Origin of the sequence: Paenibacillus sp. FSL M7-1414 (assembly GCF_038003195.1) — a bacterium.
Lineage (GTDB): Bacteria > Bacillota > Bacilli > Paenibacillales > Paenibacillaceae > Paenibacillus > Paenibacillus amylolyticus.
Window position 1 is genome coordinate 2,718,451 of record NZ_JBBOOS010000001.1, and the last position, 21,179, is coordinate 2,739,629.

At 44.8% G+C, this 21,179-nt stretch carries 15 protein-coding genes; 12 read left to right on the top strand and 3 right to left on the bottom strand.

Annotated elements, in window-relative coordinates:
• Window positions 1-336: 336 nt before the first annotated feature.
• The 8 genes from MHH92_RS12465 to infC all read left to right on the top strand — a co-directional run bounded on the left by MHH92_RS12465 (window position 337) and on the right by infC (window position 10,687).
• Entirely contained in the window at window positions 337-654 is a 318-nt protein-coding gene (locus MHH92_RS12465) for a hypothetical protein (protein WP_036608789.1), read from the top strand.
• A 188-nt stretch (window positions 655-842) separates the two neighbouring features.
• Window positions 843-1,919 (top strand): fibronectin type III domain-containing protein, encoded by a 1,077-nt coding sequence (locus tag MHH92_RS12470; RefSeq protein WP_245838098.1) that lies wholly within the window; start codon window positions 843-845, stop codon window positions 1,917-1,919.
• 260 nt (window positions 1,920-2,179) lie between these two features.
• The gene (locus tag MHH92_RS12475; RefSeq protein ID WP_051447097.1) at window positions 2,180-4,552 is read left to right on the top strand and encodes a putative PEP-binding protein; all 2,373 of its coding nucleotides are present in this window, start codon (window positions 2,180-2,182) and stop codon (window positions 4,550-4,552) included.
• A 115-nt stretch (window positions 4,553-4,667) separates the two neighbouring features.
• Window positions 4,668-6,605 carry an LTA synthase family protein gene (locus MHH92_RS12480; protein ID WP_340903986.1) on the top strand — a complete coding sequence of 646 codons (1,938 nt, stop codon included), beginning with the start codon at window positions 4,668-4,670 and terminating at the stop codon, window positions 6,603-6,605.
• Window positions 6,606-6,839: 234 nt separating this feature from the next.
• Window positions 6,840-7,847: an LLM class flavin-dependent oxidoreductase gene (locus MHH92_RS12485; protein ID WP_036670607.1), complete on the top strand. Its 1,008-nt coding sequence runs from the start codon at window positions 6,840-6,842 to the stop codon at window positions 7,845-7,847.
• Between the two features lie 99 nt (window positions 7,848-7,946).
• On the top strand, window positions 7,947-8,699 hold the full coding sequence (locus MHH92_RS12490) for a metallophosphoesterase family protein (RefSeq protein ID WP_036670608.1): 753 nt from the start codon (window positions 7,947-7,949) through the stop codon (window positions 8,697-8,699).
• A 442-nt stretch (window positions 8,700-9,141) separates the two neighbouring features.
• Entirely contained in the window at window positions 9,142-10,074 is a 933-nt protein-coding gene (locus tag MHH92_RS12495; RefSeq protein ID WP_036670609.1) for a manganese-dependent inorganic pyrophosphatase, read from the top strand.
• A gap of 121 nt (window positions 10,075-10,195) precedes the next feature.
• Window positions 10,196-10,687, top strand: coding sequence for a translation initiation factor IF-3 (gene infC, locus MHH92_RS12500; protein WP_036670610.1), 492 nt, complete (start codon window positions 10,196-10,198; stop codon window positions 10,685-10,687).
• 187 nt (window positions 10,688-10,874) lie between these two features.
• On the opposite strand, the gene MHH92_RS12505 is transcribed toward infC, so the two are convergent.
• On the bottom strand, window positions 10,875-11,699 hold the full coding sequence (locus tag MHH92_RS12505) for a protein-glutamine gamma-glutamyltransferase (RefSeq protein WP_076327827.1): 825 nt from the start codon (window positions 11,697-11,699) through the stop codon (window positions 10,875-10,877).
• Between the two features lie 210 nt (window positions 11,700-11,909).
• Here MHH92_RS12505 and MHH92_RS12510 point away from each other — a divergent pair, with 210 nt between their 5' ends.
• Window positions 11,910-14,657 (top strand): PAS domain-containing hybrid sensor histidine kinase/response regulator, encoded by a 2,748-nt coding sequence (locus MHH92_RS12510; protein ID WP_340903995.1) that lies wholly within the window; start codon window positions 11,910-11,912, stop codon window positions 14,655-14,657.
• 50 nt (window positions 14,658-14,707) lie between these two features.
• Here MHH92_RS12510 and MHH92_RS12515 read toward each other — a convergent pair whose 3' ends face one another.
• Window positions 14,708-14,920 carry a hypothetical protein gene (locus tag MHH92_RS12515; protein ID WP_017688899.1) on the bottom strand — a complete coding sequence of 71 codons (213 nt, stop codon included), beginning with the start codon at window positions 14,918-14,920 and terminating at the stop codon, window positions 14,708-14,710.
• Window positions 14,921-15,037: 117 nt separating this feature from the next.
• Window positions 15,038-15,793, bottom strand: a complete 756-nt coding sequence (locus MHH92_RS12520) for a DUF3153 domain-containing protein (protein WP_179088655.1) — start codon at window positions 15,791-15,793, stop codon at window positions 15,038-15,040.
• Window positions 15,794-16,394: 601 nt separating this feature from the next.
• Here MHH92_RS12520 and MHH92_RS12525 point away from each other — a divergent pair.
• The 3 genes from MHH92_RS12525 to MHH92_RS12535 all read left to right on the top strand — a co-directional run bounded on the left by MHH92_RS12525 (window position 16,395) and on the right by MHH92_RS12535 (window position 21,176).
• Complete coding sequence (locus tag MHH92_RS12525; protein ID WP_340903997.1) at window positions 16,395-18,089, top strand: M3 family oligoendopeptidase; 1,695 nt, start codon at window positions 16,395-16,397, stop codon at window positions 18,087-18,089.
• Window positions 18,090-18,335: 246 nt separating this feature from the next.
• On the top strand, window positions 18,336-19,487 hold the full coding sequence (locus MHH92_RS12530) for an iron-containing alcohol dehydrogenase (protein ID WP_340903999.1): 1,152 nt from the start codon (window positions 18,336-18,338) through the stop codon (window positions 19,485-19,487).
• A 519-nt stretch (window positions 19,488-20,006) separates the two neighbouring features.
• Window positions 20,007-21,176, top strand: a complete 1,170-nt coding sequence (locus tag MHH92_RS12535; protein WP_036608767.1) for a glucose-1-phosphate adenylyltransferase — start codon at window positions 20,007-20,009, stop codon at window positions 21,174-21,176.
• The last annotated feature ends 3 nt before the right edge of the window (window positions 21,177-21,179 follow it).

Consider the following 21,179-nt stretch of genomic DNA (forward strand, 5'->3'; position numbering starts at 1 on the left):
TAGATTCTCGTATTAACATGCTTGCACTAGGCATACTAAATATTGCTAATGCCATTCGGATGTGGAAGAAATATCGGAACTCAGCAATTATATTTTTGATAATAGGTGTTCTTTGTGCAGTTTTATTTTTCAAATATCTATTTCAATAATCAGAAGCCTGACCATCATATATCTGGCGGTCTTTTTCGTTTTTAAAAATTAAAACATTGGAGGAATTACAATGAGCGACAAACTACAAAATAACAAACACGCTGGATTCAACATCAGAGAAAATATTATAACATTCCATTTTAATGTATAATATAGGAAAAATAGAATTGGAGAAAGGAACTTCCTATGCGGAAAAAAATCTTGGCCGTACTTTTAGTAGTAGCTGTTATTGGGATGATTCCTGTTACAGCAATATCGACGACTATGGTTGCCGAATCGCATGAAATTTCGGGTGAAGATCTTCCTGAAAGCTTACGATATGATTCTAACCATCCAGATATAATTTATGTGAAGGATTGTGGGGCCTACGAGAAAGTGGATTCGAGTTTAGTAGATTACGGCGAAGAAGAATTTGTTTTCGATGATGTACAAAAGGTAACAGATAAAACGAATGTAATTGTTGCATATGATGCAACTTATATCAAAACAGGTGAATGGGAATAGCTAATTCATTGGATATACAATCTGGAAGCGCAAGGAGAGATTTATTCTTCTTGGGCTTTTTTTATATCCAATAAAAAATAAAAATCCAGAATTTAGCTGAATTTTATAGATTAGCAAGTTTATGTTTAGACATATTTTCAAGTACATATTACATTAGTCACTTATTATATTAATAGGGGGATAATAGAGTGATTGCTAAGTTTAAGAAAACAGTATTTGCGGTAGTGTTATTATGTTTAATGAGCATGAACGTAGCTATGGCAGCAAATGAAGAAGTAGCTACAGTAGAAGGGATGCAAGGAATTTCACCTCCAAAGGAAACAGTTGTAACAGTAAATGGTACATATAGTGCGAATTATGGTAAAAATTCTATTGACGGTAAGTTGGGTACTCTTTGGAATTCGGGTGCAACAAAAGGAACAATTCAATATGTTTTTCCAGAGGAATTAAGTCTTAACTTTATTCAAGTTGCTGCGTATTCTAATCCTAAATCCAATAACTATTACACAGTGTACGGTTTGAAAGATGGTAAATGGATTTTGGTGAGCCCTAAAGTGGGAAGGTATGTAAATGCAACTGTTACCATAACCGAACCAGTAGCAATTACTCCAGGGGTCTACGAAGGCATCAAGGTAGAAGTAGATGGAGCGGCGTCATGGGCTCATATTAATGAACTTACGATAGGTGTAGTAGAGATGATGAATCCAAATATAATTGATCTGAAAGCAACTCCTGGAAATACTCAGGTCGGACTAAATTGGGGAGCCATAGATGGTGCAGAAAATTATATTGTGAGGTATGGGACGGAATCAGGAAAATATACTGAAACTGTTGTTGCTACAAAAGATGAAAATGGGAACTTTGTCATTCCTGCTCTTACAAACGGAACTACGTATTATTTTGTTGTAACGACTACGATTAATGGTGTTGAAACTGAATACTCCAACGAAGCATTTGCTACTCCGTATGGAGAAGAGCTCCCTAACCCAGAACCAGAAGAACCTACAACTCCGGAACAACCAGAGGAACCTTCCACTAACCGTGCCATCTTTGTCGTCACCATGACAACGGGTTTGGAGAAAGAATTCGACCTAAGTATGAAAGAAGTAAATGATTTCATCGACTGGTATGAAGCGAAGCAAGCTGGAAGCGGAAAAGCATCGTATGCGATCAATAAACACGACAACAACAAAGGGCCATTTAAGAGTCGGAAGGATTATATCCTGTTTGATCGGGTGCTGACGTTTGAAGTAAGTGAATACTAAAAAATGTGAAGTTCCTCCAGCTTAGCTGAAGGGGCTTCTTTTTTGTTACTTTGATGAATGAGCCAATGCAACTGCTCGAAAGGCTTGTTTCATCTTATTTTAGTGTAACGTTTACAAAAAAACAGGATAACGAGCACAAAATGCAAAAGCGGATGTCCTTGACTGAACGATTGTGACATACCATTAGAGTGAAGGCTGATCTGTAACGCAAGAATTGCAGTCTTCAAGCATAGCCATGAATGGCGGATGGGAGAGCTGTAATGACAAAACGGGTAATTCTGTTGGAAGAAGGTACGGCAGAGATGAAAGGGCTAATGGGCAGTAAAGGGGCTGATCTTGCAGAACTTATCCATGCAGGGTGGTCTGTCCCAGCCGGATTTGTAGTCACAACGGAATGCTGTCGCGAGTTCTGTACCCGTCTTGGACATCTTTCCGGTGAAGGAGAGGAAGAGATTATTAACGCGATCCGGCATCTGGAACAGCAAACCGGGAAGTTCTTCGGACATTCGGAGAATCCGCTACTACTCGCGGTACGTACGGACCAGGATCGAGCCTCAGCAACTGCGACACAATCACTGCTCAATGTTGGTCTGAATGATGTTACTGTGGAAGGACTCGCACGTCAAACCGGTGATCGGTTGTATGCACTCCAATGTTATCTAGATTACTTAGAGGAATATGGACAGCTGGTATATGCAATTCCGTCTGAATTTTTCACAAAAATATCAAGTCACGTCAAGGGTCGGGATGAAACGGAACTTGAATTAACCATTACCGAGTTTAAATATTTAATCGAAGGGGAGGGGCGTAACCCTTTTCCTCAAGATGTTCAAATTCAATTCAAAGAAGCAGTACGTGCGGTATATCATTCACAGCGTATTAAAGCATCCAGATCTCAGGACGAGATCATGCGTAAATCATATTACATCTCTTCGGAGCAAAGCGCTCCTGTTCTTATACAGACGATGATGCATGGAAAATGTGGAGAATCAAGCGGGACCGGAACAATATATACGTGTAACCCACTTACAGGAGAAAAGGGAATTACAGGACAATATGTCCCAACCGGGAACGCGAGCCAAACAGATCACAGCCTGGAGCGTTTACGGAATGACGAACCTGAGCTGTACACAAGTTTGCTGGAGATAGGTAGCCAGCTGGAGACGCATAAGGGAGAAGTGCAGGAAATCACCTTTGTGATTGAATCCGGCGCGTTGTATGTTGTGCAGACCCAGCCCGCACGATTATCCTCAACAGCCACACTGAGGAGTACTGTGGATTTTGTCCATGAAGGACTCCTCACCAAGGAGGATGCACTTCTTCGCATCGAACCTGCGCATATCACGGAAGTGTTGAAGCAACACTACACAGATTCTAACAGCGAAGCGAGCAATGGACATCTGCCCATACAGATCCAGCCAGTAACTAATGATGAATGTCCAGCTTATAACAACTCAGATTCACTTTTATCAGCAGATCTGCAACTACTGCTCAATTGGGCTGATGAAGTGAAAGAGTTGAAGGTACTGGCCAATATAGATCATCCACTGGATGCCAGGACATCACGGCTACTAGGGGCAGAGGGAATAGGTCTGTGCCGGACGGAGAACATGCTGTTATCACCTGCGCGGTTACCATTTGTACAAAAAATGATCCTGGCAGACAGTGAATCCGAACGCAGGCGTGGGTTGGAGCGTCTGTTGCCGATGCAGCAGTCTGATTTTGAACAAATATTCGAAGCGATGGATGGATACCCGGTAACGATACGTCTGCTCGATTCGCCGTTGCATGAACTGTTACCGGATCTGGGAGTGTTGGAGAAACGACGTGAGTGGTTACAAGCAGAGGAGTGGCAGGAGAAAAAAGACCATCAGATTGAACTGGAGGAACTGGAGCGTGTAATTCGCAGAGTCAGTGAATTGCATGAACATAATCCGACATTGGGGCAACAGGCTTGTCGGCTGAGTACGGTGTTCCCGGAGATCGTTGATATGCAGCTGGAAGCGATATTCCGCGCAGCGGTGAAAGGTATCCGGCAAGGCTGGTGGGTACGTCCCGAGATTATGATCCCACAGATCGGTCATGTGCATGAACTTCAGGTGATGAGAGATCTGGTGGATCATGTGGCTGACCAAGTGCTGGGTGAGGAGAAGCGGCATTGTCACTATAGAGTGGGGGCGATGATCGAAGCTCCGAGAGCGGCGCTGACGGCGACACACATTGCTCGCCAGGCTGACTTTTTCTCGTTTGGCACGGATGAGCTGACAGAGATGACATTTGGATATAGTCGTCATGAAGCTGAGAAGCGCCTCCTTCTCCTTCAACGTGATACGGACTCTCGTACGGTAACGAATAATCCATTTCATGTGCTGGATATTGAGGGAGTCGGACAACTCATTGAGATGGCGGTAGTCCAAGGTCGAATTCGAAAACCTAATCTGAAGACAGGGATCTGTGGAGAAAATGTTATAGATCTGGAGTCGATTACGTTCTGCCACCGCATTGGTCTCGATTACGTAAGCTGTTTGCCTGAACAGATCCCTTATGCACGAATTGCTGCTGCACAAGCAGCCATTAAGGGAGAGAGAGAGGGAGCGGACACGCAGAACACGGATATCTCTACAATTGCGTAACGATCACTCTGTCCTACACGGAACTTCCATGGAATAGCAACCAGAAAACTGTTATACTGAAATATACGTTTTGTAAAAGGAACGTAAAATTTCAGGGTAAGGGTTGAAAACGACCATGTATAATTCCAAAAATGAACGAACTTCATCACGGACCTTATTCGCCGTGTTATTCATTCTTATGCTGCTGAAGCTGTCACTGTTGCGGTATTTCTTTTTCCAGGGTCTGTCCGGCATCGGTCTGTTAACTGACGCATTAGGCGCACTAACTGTGGTTTGCCTGCTGGATCTGATCGTGCCCAAAGGCTGGAAGCGAGCAGTATACGGAGGATTTAATGTTCTGTTTTCTCTGGTGCTGTTCGCGGCTACGCTGTATAACGTTCATTTCAGTTCGGTACCCACCTATACCGCGCTAAGTGAGCTGGGGCAAGTTGCCCAAGTACGGGGAAGTATCGGACCACTGGTACGACCGGAGCACTTTCTGTTTTTTGCAGACATCGTACTGGCATTGCCAATATGGTTGATTATGCGTAGACGTGCTAGCGGGCGTAACCACAGCAGTTACCGCGATAGCGGTTTGACGTTTGGTAGAATTCGCAGACGTTACTGGGGCAAGCTCGGCGTTGCGCTTACGGCTGCATTCTGCATCGTGCTGTCTGGCAGTTTTATTGTCAAAGGTGAAACGATTGATAACGAGTTGGTGCGAGCCGAGAATCTCGGTTTCCTGAACTACCAGGTATCGTCTGCCATTCTGACGAGCAAAGAAAATGAGGCCATTGCCAATGGCAACATTAACGAAACCATTGCCAAGATCAATGAGCTGGTTAGCCAGTATCCGTATCAGGATAAACCAAGTGACGGTACAGCCGTGAAAGCCAAATATTTTGGTCAGGCCAAAGGTAGTAACCTGATTGTACTGCAACTGGAGTCCTTTCAGAATTTCCCGATTAATGCTTCATTGGATGGTCAGGAGTTAACACCGGTACTGAATGATCTGGCCAAAGAAAGCTATTATTTCTCTCATTTTTTCCAACAGATCGGACAGGGAAACACATCAGACGCGGAGTTCATGTCGAACACGTCTATCTATCCAACCGGAGTTGTTCCCATGTCAGCAGGGTATAGTGACCGTGAACTGCCGAGTCTTCCCAAGTTATTAGGAAAAGAGGGATATGAGTCCGAGACGTATCACGTTAATGACGTCACCTTCTGGAACCGGAACAAAATGTATCCGGCACTCGGATTCACTCGTTACTTCGACAAGCCCAGCTTCGAGAACGACAGATTCAATGACTTTGGACCATCGGATGAAGAGCTGTACCGTGTAGGTGTGGAAAAAATGACTGCGCATCAGGCTGCGAATCAGCCGTTCTATGCTCAGTTCATAACGGCATCGAGCCACTCGCCGTTTACGGTTCCCGCTGATCGTGCACGGATCACGATTCCTGCGACCATCACGAACAAACTGCTTCACGATTATCTGCAAGCGATCAACTATACGGATTATGCCATCGGTCAACTCATTAATGAGTTGAAGGCGAACGGATTATGGGATAATACTACTTTAGTACTCTACGGGGACCACTTTGGTCTGCCTGCTGATGAAGAGATCACACAGCAGATTCAGGCCAATCTGGGCGTCCCTTATGACGGTAAAGTAAGTCGATTCAATATTCCGTTAATGATTCATACGCCGAAACAGACCAAAGGACAAGTGATTGAGCAGCCAGGCGGTCAGTTGGATATGTTGCCAACGATTATGAATCTGATGGGAGTTTCGCTACAGGCTGAGAAATTCACTGCCTTCGGACATGATCTGCTCAACATGGACCACAATGCCTTTGGTATCCGGTATTACTTGCCAACGGGTTCATTTGTCAACGATGACATTATGTTTATCCCGGGTGCGGGCTTTGACGATGGAACAGCCTATTCGCTGAAGACATACGAGCCGGTAACGGATTTGGAACCATATCGTGCCGATTATGAACATGTGCTCAGCCTGATGAAACTGTCTGATGAGTATGTGAAGTTGCTACCGAAACGTGCACCATAAATCAATTTTCTGCAATAGGTCAGATCAAAAACGTCACCAGTTCAAAAGCTGGTGGCGTTTTTTTGCATGTTTCTTGCACAAGTGTGGTAATAAAGAGAATAACTAAAGTTTGAAACTGTAATAATTAATGTTACAATGGAATGAGCAAGAATGAAGTGAGCAAAAGCGCGTAATATTCGCTGATCTCATATTCACAGTACTTATGAACCTAACAGACGAGAGGATTGAATATATATGAAACTGAGTGTACTCGAACATGGACATATCAATGAAGGACGAAGTGTACAGGATACGTTGCAGGAAACGGTGAAACTCGCACAACATGCGGATCAATTGGGGTACTCCCGGTTCTGGATGTCGGAGCATCACGGTAGTGGTGCGCTGTCATTCTCCAGTCCTGAAGTTATGATTGCACATGTGGCTGCACATACGGATCGTATTCGTGTAGGTTCCGGTGGCGTTATGTTACCTCATTATAGTGCCTATAAGGTTGCAGAGAATTTCCGTCTGCTGGAAGCTTTGCATCCGGGGCGGATTGACCTGGGGATTGGCAGAGCACCAGGTGGTATGCCAATTGCCAGCAGAGCTCTGAATGAGGGGAAATCATCGAATGTACAATTCTTTCCGCAACAGATCGCGGATCTGGGCGGATACTTCCACGAGCAGTTGCCCGAGGATCATCGGTTTGCATCTCTGGTAGCCGGACCATCGGTTCCCACGGTACCAGAAGTGTGGTTGCTGGGTTCCAGCTCCGAAGGTGCGAGAATTGCTGCAGCGCAAGGGACGTCATATGCGTTTGCCCAATTCTTTGGAACACCAGGCGGCGAAGAAGCGATGAAACATTACCGCAGACATTTCAAACCGTCCATCCTGAATGACAAACCACATTCAATGATTGCTGTCTCGGCATTCTGCGCGGAGACAGAGGAAGAAGCTGCTGAACTTGCACGCAGCAATGAACTTTTCTTCTTACGCCTTGGACGAGGTCTTGAACAAAGTTCATTCCCATCTCTGGAGACGGTGAACAACTATCCATACACAGCGATGGAGATGGAACAGATTCGTCAACGTCGTTCTTTTTCCATCGTGGGAACACCGGATCAGGTGAAAGACAAAATTACCGCAATGGCTGAACGCCATGAAGCAGATGAAGTCATTATTGCATCAGCGGTCCATTCGTTTGAAGCACGTCTGCGCTCATTCGGCTTGATTGCAGAAGCCTTTGGACTCAAGCAGGACTAATGGTAAGCAAGCGGGAATAACTACTCTGAACAGACTGGAATCTTGCTCATGCAAGGTTCCGGTTATACTCTTGCGTGATCAGGGAGAGGAGAGATTCACATGCGCAGATGTGTCATTAGTGATATTCATGGCTGTTACGATGAATTTAATGCACTGCTTAAGCTTGCAGATTATAATCCGCAGCAGGATGAATTGATTTTACTCGGTGATTATGTGGATCGAGGTCCAAGCAGCAAACAGGTCATCGAACAGATTATGCAGCTTCAGCAACAGCACGATATTATGGTGATTAAAGGCAATCACGATGCCATGATGGTCAAGGCGTTAACCCAGGATGTTGAGCAATATGATCAACACTGGATCCGCAACGGTGGACTAAAGACGATGGCAAGTTATCTGGATCTGGAGCTTACTTATGATGAGCAACAGATAGATTGGGAAGCTTATGCTGAAGCCAAAAAGTGGATACGTACACACTATGAACACCATCTTCGTTTTCTGGAACAGCTTCCGCTGGTGTACGAGATTCCGGGTTATATTTTTGTGCATGCCGGGATCAACCCGGATATCGAGGATTGGAGAAGCCAGTCCGAGCGGGACTTCATTTGGATTCGTGAATCATTCTATTCCAAACCAACGACGATTAGAGAGACGGTCGTATTTGGACACACCCCCGTGAAGCATTTGCATGATGAGACAGGCATTTGGTTTGACCCGAGCGGAGACAAAATTGGCATTGATGGTGGTTGTGCCTACGGAGCACAACTGAACCTGCTGGAGATTAGCGAGGACGGCAGTCTACAGACCTTTTTTGTACGGCAAGGGCAGAGCGCGGAAGAGCCTGAGATTTAATGTTTTCGTTGCGTATCAGAGTTTCGTATGCTAATTTATAAGGTTGTACGATGGAATAAATAGGATACATAGCATATCAGCTTGAGGGAATGAACCAAGTTTGGCTATTTTCCAAAATGACTTGCCTGAGAATGATTTGCAATTAATTCGCTGTAAAGGGATTGGAATTAAGCCTTATTAGCGCTATAATCAGTAGGGTATGATTAAATATGACATATATTTTCTATATAAGTTCAACTAAACTTTTTACACGAGAACGGAGAGGACAGAAAAAAGCTGGAGAAGCGGAGCGTTCGCCTTTATCACCGGATTTTCCCTTTAAAAGGGAATCAAAAAATCTGGGGATAACAGCGATCGGAAGGTTATTCTGTCATCGGAGTGGCAAGTGTAAACATTCTTTGGTTAAACTTATATAAATCAGAATTGACGGAGGGCTATGAATATGGAAAAAGCGTTAATCTTCGGTCACAAAAATCCCGACACGGATACGATCTGTTCGGCAATCGCCTATGCGGATCTCAAAACAAAATTGGGTCAGGACGTTGAAGCTGTTCGTCTCGGCGAAGTCAATGGTGAAACCCAGTTTGCACTGGATCAATTCAAAATTGCAGCACCACGTCTGATTAAAACAGCTGCAAATGAAGTAAACAAAGTTATTCTGGTTGACCACAACGAGCGTCAGCAAAGTGTAAGCGATATTGAGGAAGTGACTGTTGTTGAAGTTATCGACCATCACCGTATTGCTAACTTTGAGACAAGCGGACCTCTGTATTTCCGTGCAGAGCCTGTAGGTTGTACAGCAACCATTTTGAATAAAATGTACAAAGAAAATGGCATCGAAGTGAGTGCACCGATTGCTGGTCTGATGTTGTCTGCCATTATCTCCGATTCCCTGTTGTTCAAATCCCCGACTTGCACAGAGCAGGACGTAGCCGCTGCGCGTGAACTGGCTGCCATTGCTGGTGTAGATGCAGACAGCTATGGTCTGGACATGCTGAAAGCCGGTGCGGATCTGAGCCAAAAAACAATTGCTGAACTGATTTCCCTGGATGCCAAAGAATTCGTAATGGGTCAATCCAAAGTGGAAATTGCACAGGTTAATGCTGTTGACGTGAATGATGTTCTCGTGAAGCAACCTGAGCTTGAAGCAGCTATTGAAGCGATCATTTCCAGTAAAGGTCTTGACCTGTTTGTATTTGTCGTAACAGACATTCTGAACAACGATTCCGTAGCTTTGGCATATGGTACATCCACTAAAGCGGTGGAAAAAGCCTACAATGTGACGCTGTCTGATAGCAGAGCTATCTTGAAAGGCGTAGTATCACGCAAATCACAAATTGTACCGGTTCTGACTGAAGCATTCAACACGCTGTAAATCAAACCGATTGGCATATTCATACGCTGATATGTATTACAAAATAAGTAGCAACACCATCCTAGCCTGCTCTGATCCGTAAATGGTCAGGACAGGCTTTTGATGTAGAGGAGGAAGAATCATGATCAAAAATGAAAAGATCAAAGCAGCCGAAGTGCAGCTGACCGGCCTGAATGGTGAAGATCTGGGTGTGATGTCCACGCAGGAAGCACTTTTACTTGCAAAGCAGCATAAAGTAGATCTGGTGTGCTTGTCCTTGATGACAAGTCCACCGCCATGCAAGCTGATTGGCGCAGGAGCGGCCAAAGCAGAAGCGCAACAGGCGAAGAAAAAAGCGAGTAAATCTCCCGATAAACGTAAAGTAAAGGAAATTCGCTTGAACCTTGCGATGGAAGATCATGACCGGGAGACGAAGCAGTCTCAGGCGGAGCGCATTCTGAAGAAGGGTGATTCGGTAAAACTCGTCATCCAGGTGCATGGAGCCAAAGAAGGAGTTGCAGGCAAGGAGTGGGCTGAGCAACTGAGCAAATCGCTGGCTAAATTCGGTAGCAAAACGACAGGTGTTCAGGTAAGTGGTAAACAGGTTGTTGTGCAACTGGACCCGAATGCGTAAACTGCCAGAAGTGATCCTCGATGTAGCACAAAGGTAACGCGAATGTTGATATAGTAATGATTTTTTGGATGTAAAAAAAGCCCAATGAGGTGGCAGGTTAACTGCTACTGTATTGGGCTTGTTTGTCATCACTTGGATTGAGGTATTGTTCGCAATTTAATGCAAAATCCGTTTCCGTTTCAGTAGTTCAGCTGCGTAAATAACGGCTGCCACCAAGTCGTACATATAACTGTCCGGGTAATACGGGCGTAGAACCAGCGGCAATATTATTCTGGCTGTTTTTGGCGAATCGGGATAAATAAAAGAAGTCCGGATAGATCACCATATCCATTAAGTAGGCGGAGACTCGGCTACCTGGAACGCGGAACTGATTCAGGGTACGTATAATCTCTTCGCCACTTGCAATACCAATGCCATGACCATAATACAAGTTCTCGCGCAGCATGAACGTATTCTCTCCCTGCCACTCGGGGGTTTCCGGAGAAACATCCGGATTTTTGAAATACAGCACATCTCCTGGCAGGGCGGTTTCGCTACCGTTTTTTTCGGTTAATCGCAGGTCACTGTCATAATGCCAGTCAAAGAGTAACAGATTGCGAAACAGGGAATTAAAGGCGTCTTCGCGAATGCTTCCCAGTACGCCACCATACAGCACAATAACGGTGGCTGTTGCACATTCAAAGGCATATAAGTGTCCATTCCTCCAGATATCCCGGATGCCGTCGGCGGGGGTCACGTTTGATCTTAGCTCAAACCCACCTTCCGCATTACGATTCCAGTAGGCAGGATTACATCTGGATTTTTCAAAGGAGGCAAAACTCACACCGCTTCGATCCAGTCCTTCCGCGGCTTCCACGAGAGAGCCCCTCAAGTCCCATTCAAATCGAAGATGATCCATGGATTGGTACACATACCTCGTTGGACGATTCTGGAGTTGCTGTAACCAATACCATTCAAAATCAGACCATTCCGAGCGGTTCAGCTGGACGGGTTGATTAGCAACAATGATCATGATCCATAACCTCCGTTCCTATTCGAATATTCAACATTGTATAATCGGGAGAGCACGGGTATTGTGTAGTATATGTCGATTCAAGTAGGGATTTTGTCCGATCTCGTTTATCAATGATGGCATTTGGGGTAGTACTCTATAGATGAAGTTATGTTCAGGTCGATCTATTCATACGGAATACATTCAGATTCTCATAAAGGAGGACATGTAATGTCGAAATCCATTACAGAGAGCCGATCTCTGTTCGAACAATTGTATACGCACGCACCAATCGGCATTGCTGTCGCATCGCATGTAAATGGACGGTGGCTGCAGCTTAATCCTGCATTTTGCGAGATGCTTGCATACAGTGAAGATGAACTGATCGATACTTCGGTCATACATATGATCTACGAAGAAGATCTGCATATGGAGGAATTCCGCAGCAAGTTCTGGGAAATGACTCATGAAACAAGTCCGATGTACGAGACGGAGGTTCGTCTGAAACGAAAGGACGGTTCGTTATTGTGGGCAACCATTAGAGCTTGCATTGTTAGGGATGAAACGAATGGTGAGCCATTGTATCTGTTGGTACAGGCTGCTGACATTACGAAACAAAAAGATGCAGAGGAAATCCTCATTGTGCAACGTAAGCAATTGGAAGAGAGCAGTCGCATCTCTCGCCTGCTGGCGGAGTCTTCACTAGACCTGATTGCAATACATGATGCCGATTCAAGTCGTACATTTAAATATGTATCAAATGCATGTAAAAGCATGTTGGGCTATGAGTTGGAAGAAGTTATAGGTAAGCCGGGAACTTTTGTTATCTATCCGGAGGATGTACCTTTGGTTGAAGCGTACGTAGAAGAGCAGAGAAAGGGTCTGGCTCCCAAACGGCTCAATTATCGCCTGTTACATAAGGATGGATCTACGGTATGGGCAGATACGATTACGCACTATGTATATGACGATTCAGGTGAATTAATGGAGATGGTCGCCGTAACCCGGGATATCACAGCCAGCCAGCAACAACAGTTAAGCATGCAGGAGTACAGATCGTTATTTGACTGTAATCCCCTAGGTGTGGCTTCTCTTGATCTGGAAGGCAATCTGCTGAAAGCAAATATGGGTCAGGAACAGTTGACAGGACACACCAAGGAGGAGCTGCTGAGTCGGCCTTTTGATCACCTCATTGATCCTGTGGATCTGGAGAAGACTCGATATCATTTTGAGGAAACGGTGAAGGGCAATGCACAGAGCTACGAGATAGGTTTAATTCACAAAAATGGGCAGCGAATTGAAACAAATGTGATTAATGTTCCTATTATACTTGAGGACAAAGTTGTTGGGGTCTACGGGATTACGAGTGACATTACAGAGTCCAAACGTTACGTCGAGGAAATCGAGAATCTTAGTTATGAACGGGCATTGATTTTGAATGGCATGTCTGAGGGTGTTATTGGACTGGACCTGGAAGGGAATCTGAACTTTGCCAATCCGGCCGCTGCGGAGATCATGAACTTCTGTCCAAGTGAATTGAATGGCAAACCATTAGAACAGATGATGATCCAAATGCAGAGCGAAGGCATCCCCTACCCATCCAAGGATACACCAATTCTACAGGCTGTTCGTGAGGGACGAGGTCTGCCACGTACCGAATCCGTATTCTGGAGACAGGATGGGTCCAGTTTCCTGGCAGAGTTCCAATTGAAGCCGATTATGGATCAGGGTAGAACGCGCGGAGCAGTGTTGGTTTTCCGTGATATGACATCTGTTAAGGACATCATACGTGCCAAGGAAGCAGCAGAGCATGCAGACCGGGCAAAGTCCGAGTTTCTCGCCATCATGAGTCATGAGCTTCGTACGCCATTAAACGGCATCATGGGCATGGCCCATCTGTTAATGGAAACCGAGCTGGATGATGAGCAGAAAGGTTTTGCGGAAATCATGATTGATAGCGGCGAATCCCTTTTGTACATTTTGAACGAAATTTTGGATTTCAGCAAAATCGAAGCAGGCAAAATGGATCTTGAGCGAGCACCTGTAGATATTAAGGCGATGCTGGGTGGGGTGATCGAGCTGTTTGCACTGAAGGCATCAGAGAAAAATATTGAACTCTATTGTGAAGTGTCGGATCACATTCCTGAACGCATTCGAGGGGATGAGACACGGATCCGGCAGATTTTGATCAATCTGGTGGGTAATGCCGTTAAATTCACAGAGCAGGGCCGTATTATGGTGAGCGTAGGTGCTGATTTCTCAGATGAGCATGGTCAGGATAACCTGATGTTGACCTTTAAGGTAAGAGATACGGGGATTGGCATTCCAATAGAAAAGCAGCATCAGTTGTTCCAATCCTTCTCACAGCTTGATCCGGCCATCAATCGTAAGTTTGGCGGGACAGGTCTAGGCCTTGCGATCAGCAAAAAACTGGTGGAGTTAATGGGCGGAGCGATTGGAGTACAGAGTGAGCTCGGTGAGGGGGCAGAATTCCAGTTCACCCTCGTAGTGGAGCGGTGGTTAGAGGAAAGTAATGACCCGATCGAAATCACCACGAATGATGAACTGCAATTGGATCGAGCGAGTCTTGCCCATGACATCAAAATTTTGATTGCTGAGGATCAAGCGGTCAACAGTCATCTGTTGGAGGAGATGCTGCGAAAGTTTGGCGGAGTATGTGATATTGTTGAGAATGGTGCACAGGCCGTCGATTCATTGAACAAGATTCAATATGACCTGGTGTTTATGGATATTCAAATGCCCGTTATGGATGGGATTGAAGCGACCTGCCACATCAGACAGACCCACCCAGAAATACCGGTTATTGCAGCGATTACAGCTTTTGCAGGCGCCGGTGACCGTGAGGAGTGTCTGAAATGCGGGATGCAGGACTTTATCAGCAAACCGTTTCATTCCACAGAGATTAGCCGTGTACTGAATACATGGGTTCCATATATCCGCTCTCAAAGGGTAACGTAACGGAAAAATAACCTGCGCCTTGAAATTCAAGGTACAGGTTATTCTGTCATTTACGACCAGCCTCCGATTAAACCGGAGAGAGTCACGCATTCGTCATCTTCCAAATCTGCAATCAGAGTGAGTTCTTCGTTGTCTTGTGGATCAACGGAGAATAATTCACGGCGTCCGTCCTCATGCACAATAATGACTAACTGATGGCCGCCCTTTGTATCAAACTGGTACTTAACTCCGATACCAGGTAGTGGGCATTCGCGGATATTCATGAAACCTGTCACCTCTTTAGCTTTGCTTAATAAAAAATTAACCGTTCACACAGTACGGATGTATTCTACTATCCATAACACCGTTTGGCAAGTCACAAATAAAATTGGTGTGAAGAATTAATTTTTTCCGCGATATGAACTTGCACTGTGGCGCTGTCTGGCCCGCCTGCGACGAACAAAAAACCACATGAGCAGAGCAGCGATTAATAATAGACCAATGACTGCAATGATGATGATATTCCGGATATTAGGAACCTGTACAGTCAGATCCAGTTTATTCATCTGGAGGGGTGAAACGTGCCAAATGAGCGTTTTTCCGCCATCCTCTACTTGATCGGCATTGGAATCGGCTGCCTTGATGGGCAAAGACAACTTGAAGTCAAAGTTAACATCTTTTAACAAGAGGTTTTTAAGAAAGCTAGGCACCTTGTTAATTTGATTTTTGATCTCACCATCGGGCATGGACTCCATGAGGTCGGCTTCTGCTGTAATGTGCATCTTGGAAGTGAAGAAGCCGGGGGAAGTTGTTTGTTCAACTTTGATCCCTTGTGGTAACTTGGACGTATCAAAGCTGGTTTTATTGCTTTTTTCATAATGGGTGGTCGCTGTGAGCTGCTTCTGATCTCCCTGTTCCGAAACCTCTGCCTGGAAGTTATTTCGATTCAATGCATCTGCGATCAGAGGCATGAGATTGTCTTGTCCAATTTTTCCAAGAGCAGAGTTCTTTACGTTGAGATTGAGATCCAGATCCGTTGATCCATCCATATTTACCGTTAGATGGGCTTCTCCATCAGCACAGGCGGTCAAAACAGATAACATAAGGGCTAATAAAACAGTAAGAAATAGCTGACGTAAGGGAATGCGAGTTGACATGTCTTTCAACCTTTCTGAGTAAAAATCCAAATTCCATTTCATAGAAGTATAGTATACACCGTAAGCATGGCGGATGAAACTTTGCACCGTGCAGTGAGGTACGTATGATTTAGTGTGATCGAGGAAATAATCCATTTATTAAAATTAAAGATTTCGTATTTTTGTCAATGTTCGGTCAATTCAAACGGCGTTTCACCGTGTACACTAGTAGTAGTGTGATGAATATACGGAAGCAGGGAGGTTACATTCATGACATATATCATTATTATGGCCGTTATTATGGTCGTGGGCATGGTCGGAATGGGCTGGTTCTATCAGATTATGGATAAAGACCAAAGCTAGTATTTTTCATGTGAAAAGAAGAGACAACCTATAAGCTGGCTTCGCTAACGCGAGGCGGGCTTATTTGTGTGGGGAAAATTTTGAGGCACTGACCTTACATAAGCACGTAATATATGTAACCATTCATGTTGTACAATTTGACCGATGGACAAATATTTTTCGTAATTATGGGATTTTTTAGCTGCTCTTTTGTATAATAGGGGGTAGTTTAACTCGGGATACTCCCGAAATTCTGCCAAACAGGAAAGGATGTACATAAATGAAATTTAGTGAGTATACGTATACACGTCCGAATCTGGAACACATCAAGACATCTTTCCGTGATCTGTTGAGCGGTTTTGAAGCTGCGGCAACGGTTGAAGAACAGAGTGGGTTCATGGATCAGATTAACGCTCTGCGCAGTGATTTTGAGACACAAGCCCAATTGGTCTACATCCGTCATTCCATTGATACCAATGATGAGTTTTACAAGGCGGAGAACGAATTTCTGGATGAGAATGCACCCATTGTGCAGGAATATATCACGGATTTTTACCGTGCATTGGTTAACTCCAAATTCCGCAACGAGTTGGAACAAAAATGGGGTTCACAGCTGTTCCAACTGGCGGATCTTTCACTGAAAACATTCAGCCCGGAAATTATTGAAGAGCTCCAGAAGGAGAACAAACTTTCCACAGAATACAATCAGTTGATCGCATCGGCCAAAATTCCGTTTGAAGGTGAAGAGCGCACGTTGCCACAGCTTCATCCATTTGAACTGTCCACGGATCGCTCCATGCGGGAGCGTGCTTCGGAAGCCAGATACACGTTCATGGCTGAACATGAAGCTGAATTCGATCGCATTTACGACCAACTGGTTAAAGTACGTACACAGATCGCGAAGAAACTGGGATATCCAAGCTATGTGGAACTCGGCTATGATCGTATGAACCGTACGGATTACAACGCCGAGATGGTTGCCAACTTCCGTGCACAAGTTCGTGATTACATTGTACCTGTAGCGACCAAGCTCAGAGAGCGCCAGCGTAATCGGATTGATGTGGATACGCTTTATTATTACGATCAGGGCTTCAGCTTCAAGACGGGTAACCCGACACCTAAAGGTGACGCGGACTGGATTATCGATAATGGTAAAAAAATGTACGCTGAATTATCACCAGAGACGGATGCATTTTTCCAGATGATGGCCGAAAACGAGCTTATGGATCTGGTAAGCAAAAAAGGTAAACAGGGCGGCGGATATTGTACGTTCCTGAACGATTACAAAGTGCCGTTTATCTTCTCCAACTTCAACGGTACATCCGGTGATATTGATGTATTAACGCATGAAGCAGGTCATGCTTTCCAGGTGTATGAAAGCCGTGATTTTGCAGTGCCTGAATACAACTGGCCGACATATGAATCGGCTGAGATTCATTCCATGAGTATGGAGTTCTTCACATGGCCGTGGATGCAGTTGTTCTTCAAGGAAGATACGGACAAGTACAAGTTTGATCACCTGTCTTCTGGTCTGTTGTTCATTCCGTATGGTGTAGCTGTGGATGAATTCCAGCATTTTGTGTATGCGAACCCGGATGCAACTCCAACGGAGCGCAAGCAGGCTTGGCGCAACATTGAGAAGACCTATCTGCCACACATCAATTACAAAGATAATGCGTATTTGGAGCAAGGTGGTTTCTGGCATAAACAGGGTCACATATTCTCATCGCCATTCTATTACATTGACTATACGTTGGCACAAATCTGTGCATTCCAGTTCTGGAAACGCAGCAATGAGGACATGAAGTCCGCATGGGCCGATTATCTGACATTGTGCAAAGCGGGAGGAAGCCTGTCCTTCACCGGATTGGTTGAACTGGCTGGATTGAACTCACCATTCGAGGATGGCTGTGTATCCTCCGTAATTGGCGATATTGAGGCATGGCTTGACGGCGTGAACGATAAGGCGCTGTAAGCCTTCGTAAGGATGCTTTTAGTGTAAGTACCTTCGGTAAGGTATAAGTAGTGGATAAAGCTTTAAGATAGATAAGTAAGACGGCTTGGAGACCTTCGGGTGTCTGGGTCGTCTTTTTCATTACGGGGAAAAATCAACCGCAAGTGTAACATTTATCGGTTTCATTGTGATTTATTTCACTATATATGAAAACGGATTCAGTTACAATGAAGATAGTAAATCAGGGGTTACAGGAGGCTGGTTCAAATGGCAACACATGCATATTATGTTCCGCCCGTGAACTTGATGGGTAGAGGTTGTTTACAAGAAGCAGGTCAGATGATTGAACAGATGGGTATCCGCAAGGCGCTGGTTGTAAGTGATCGTCAATTGATTACTTCAGGCGTTGCTGAACAGGTACTGTCTATACTAAGAAAATCAGGGTTAGACTATGTAGTATATGATGAGGTTCAGCCTAATCCAACATGTCAGAATGTACATGATGGACTACAAGTATTCCAGGATCATGGCTGTGACGCCATTATATCGATAGGCGGAGGTTCACCGCAGGATGCTGCCAAAGGCATTGGCATTGTAGCTACGAACGGTGGGCATATCCGTGAATATGAAGGATTTCATCAATCAAAACATAAGTCTGTGCCACTTGTGGCTGTTAACACAACGGCTGGCACATCGAGCGAGGTGACAATTAACTACGTGATTACAGATGAGGAACGTAAAGTAAAGATGGTGATGGTGGACCGCAACAGTCTGGTCTCCCTGTCGGTTAATGATCCTGAGCTGATGCTCAGCAAACCTGCAAGTCTCACAGCGGCCACAGGAATGGATGCGTTGACACATGCCGTAGAAGCGATGGTTACACCCGGTGGATTTACAGTGACAAGTGCGACAGCTGCAGCAGCTGTTGAACTGATCTTTGAATACTTGCCAAGAGCCGTGAGAGACGGCAGTGATCTGGAAGCGCGGGAACATATGACGTATGCGTGTTTCCTTGGCGGGATTGCTTTTAATAATGCGGGCCTGGGTTATGTCCATGCGATGGCGCATCAACTGGGTGGCGTATATGATCTGCCGCATGGTGTCTGTAACGCAATGTTACTCCCCTATGTGGAAGAGTTGAACGCCAAGCATGTACCCGGCAAATTCCGTCATATTGCTAAGGCCATTGGTATGGATGTGAAGGGTAGAAGTGATGAGGAGTGTTCCGATTACGTTATTGAGGCCACACGTCAGCTATCGAAGGAAGTCGGGATCCCTGAGAAACTGTCTGAACTGGGTGTAAAAGATCCCGATGTGGAACTGCTTGCCGATAACGCGATGAAAGATGCCTGTGCACCAGGCAATCCCTATCAACCGTCCAAGGATGAGGTGATGGAGCTGTTCCGCAAAATTATATAGACTGTTTCAGAAACGGATGCATCAAAATAACAGACAAAATGAGCCGGGATCGAAAGTCGGCTTTTTTGTCATGTGAACTCATTCTTTTTACTTATTTTTCCACTTAATGTTTGCACAAAAACTAAAGGATTTTGCTTCTCTATTATCGAATACAATATGAATAACAGCGGCAAGAGAAAGGGTAATCTTACCCGCAACTTGATGTCGATGTTTTCCAGTAAGATTCCCCAGTCCGTTTCGTGTTTAATGTTAAATAGGAGTAGACTATTTCATTGTTCACGAGCTACACCTTAAGTTCTGCATCTAACATTCACCTCTGTAAGACAGTCAAGCAATTCTACACCAGCATCATCTCTATTTCAGGCTTTACAATCCAAGAAGTTAAACTGCAACAAAGATTCATCGGTTACACATCTGTACAGCAAGCTCCTAATCAAGACAACAGTGTCCACACAACAGAATATCGATTATGGGCTCTGAAATGAATCAGAACGAATGCACGTGGAGGAGGCTGTAATGATGGCGAAAAAAGAAGTTGTAGCGATGCTACTTGCCGGAGGGCAAGGTAAGAGGTTAAAAGGATTGACCAAATCACTGGCTAAGCCAGCTGTATATTTTGGGGGCACGTACCGAATCATTGATTTCCCGCTGAGTAACTGCTCTAATTCTGGTATTGATACAGTGGGTGTATTGACCCAATATGAACCACTTGTCTTACATTCCTATATTGGCATTGGCAGTGACTGGGATCTGGATCGGAAAAACGGCGGGGTATATGTACTTCCTCCACATGAACGTGAAGACGGTAGCAACTGGTACCGGGGTACAGCGGATGCGATCTTCCGGAACCTGAACTTTATTGAACAATTCGATCCTGAGCATGTGCTCATTCTGTCAGGGGATCATATCTATAAGATGGACTACGAAAAAATGCTCCAGTATCACAAAGAAAAAGATGCGGATTGCACCATATCGGTCATTGATGTCTCATTGGAAGAAGCCAGCCGGTTCGGAGTGCTGAACACCAACGATGACTATAGCATCTATGAATTTGAAGAAAAACCTCCTGAGCCCAAGAGCACACTGGCTTCCATGGGTATCTATCTCTTCAAGTGGGATGTACTGAAACGTTTCCTGATCCAGGATGAACAACAGGCATCCACCTCCTATGATTTTGGTAAAGATATTATTCCTTTATTGCTTGAAAATGAAAAATCCTTATATGCGTATCCATTTGAAGGTTATTGGAAAGACGTTGGTACCATTCGCAGTCTGTGGGAATCCAATATGGACCTGTTGGACGAAGATACACCATTTAATCTGAATGATCCGGACTGGCGTATTTTCACACGTAATCCGAACCAACCTGCACAATACATCTCACCTTCGGGCAAGGTGCGGAATTGTATTATTAGTGAAGGTACCGTAGTGCATGGTGAGGTCAATCATTCTGTTCTGTTCTATGGAATTGAAGTTGGTGAGAACAGTGCGGTCATCGATTCGGTGATCATGCCAAGAGTGAAAATCGGGCAAAATGTGCGCATTTACCGAGCTATTATCGCAGAAGGATTGGTTATTCCGGATGGAACACAGATTTCGCCTGCACCGGAAGATGAGAGTGATATATTGCTCGTGGATCAGGAAGAACTGGAACGTCAGCTTCGCCAAGGAATAACTAGCAAGGCCTAATTG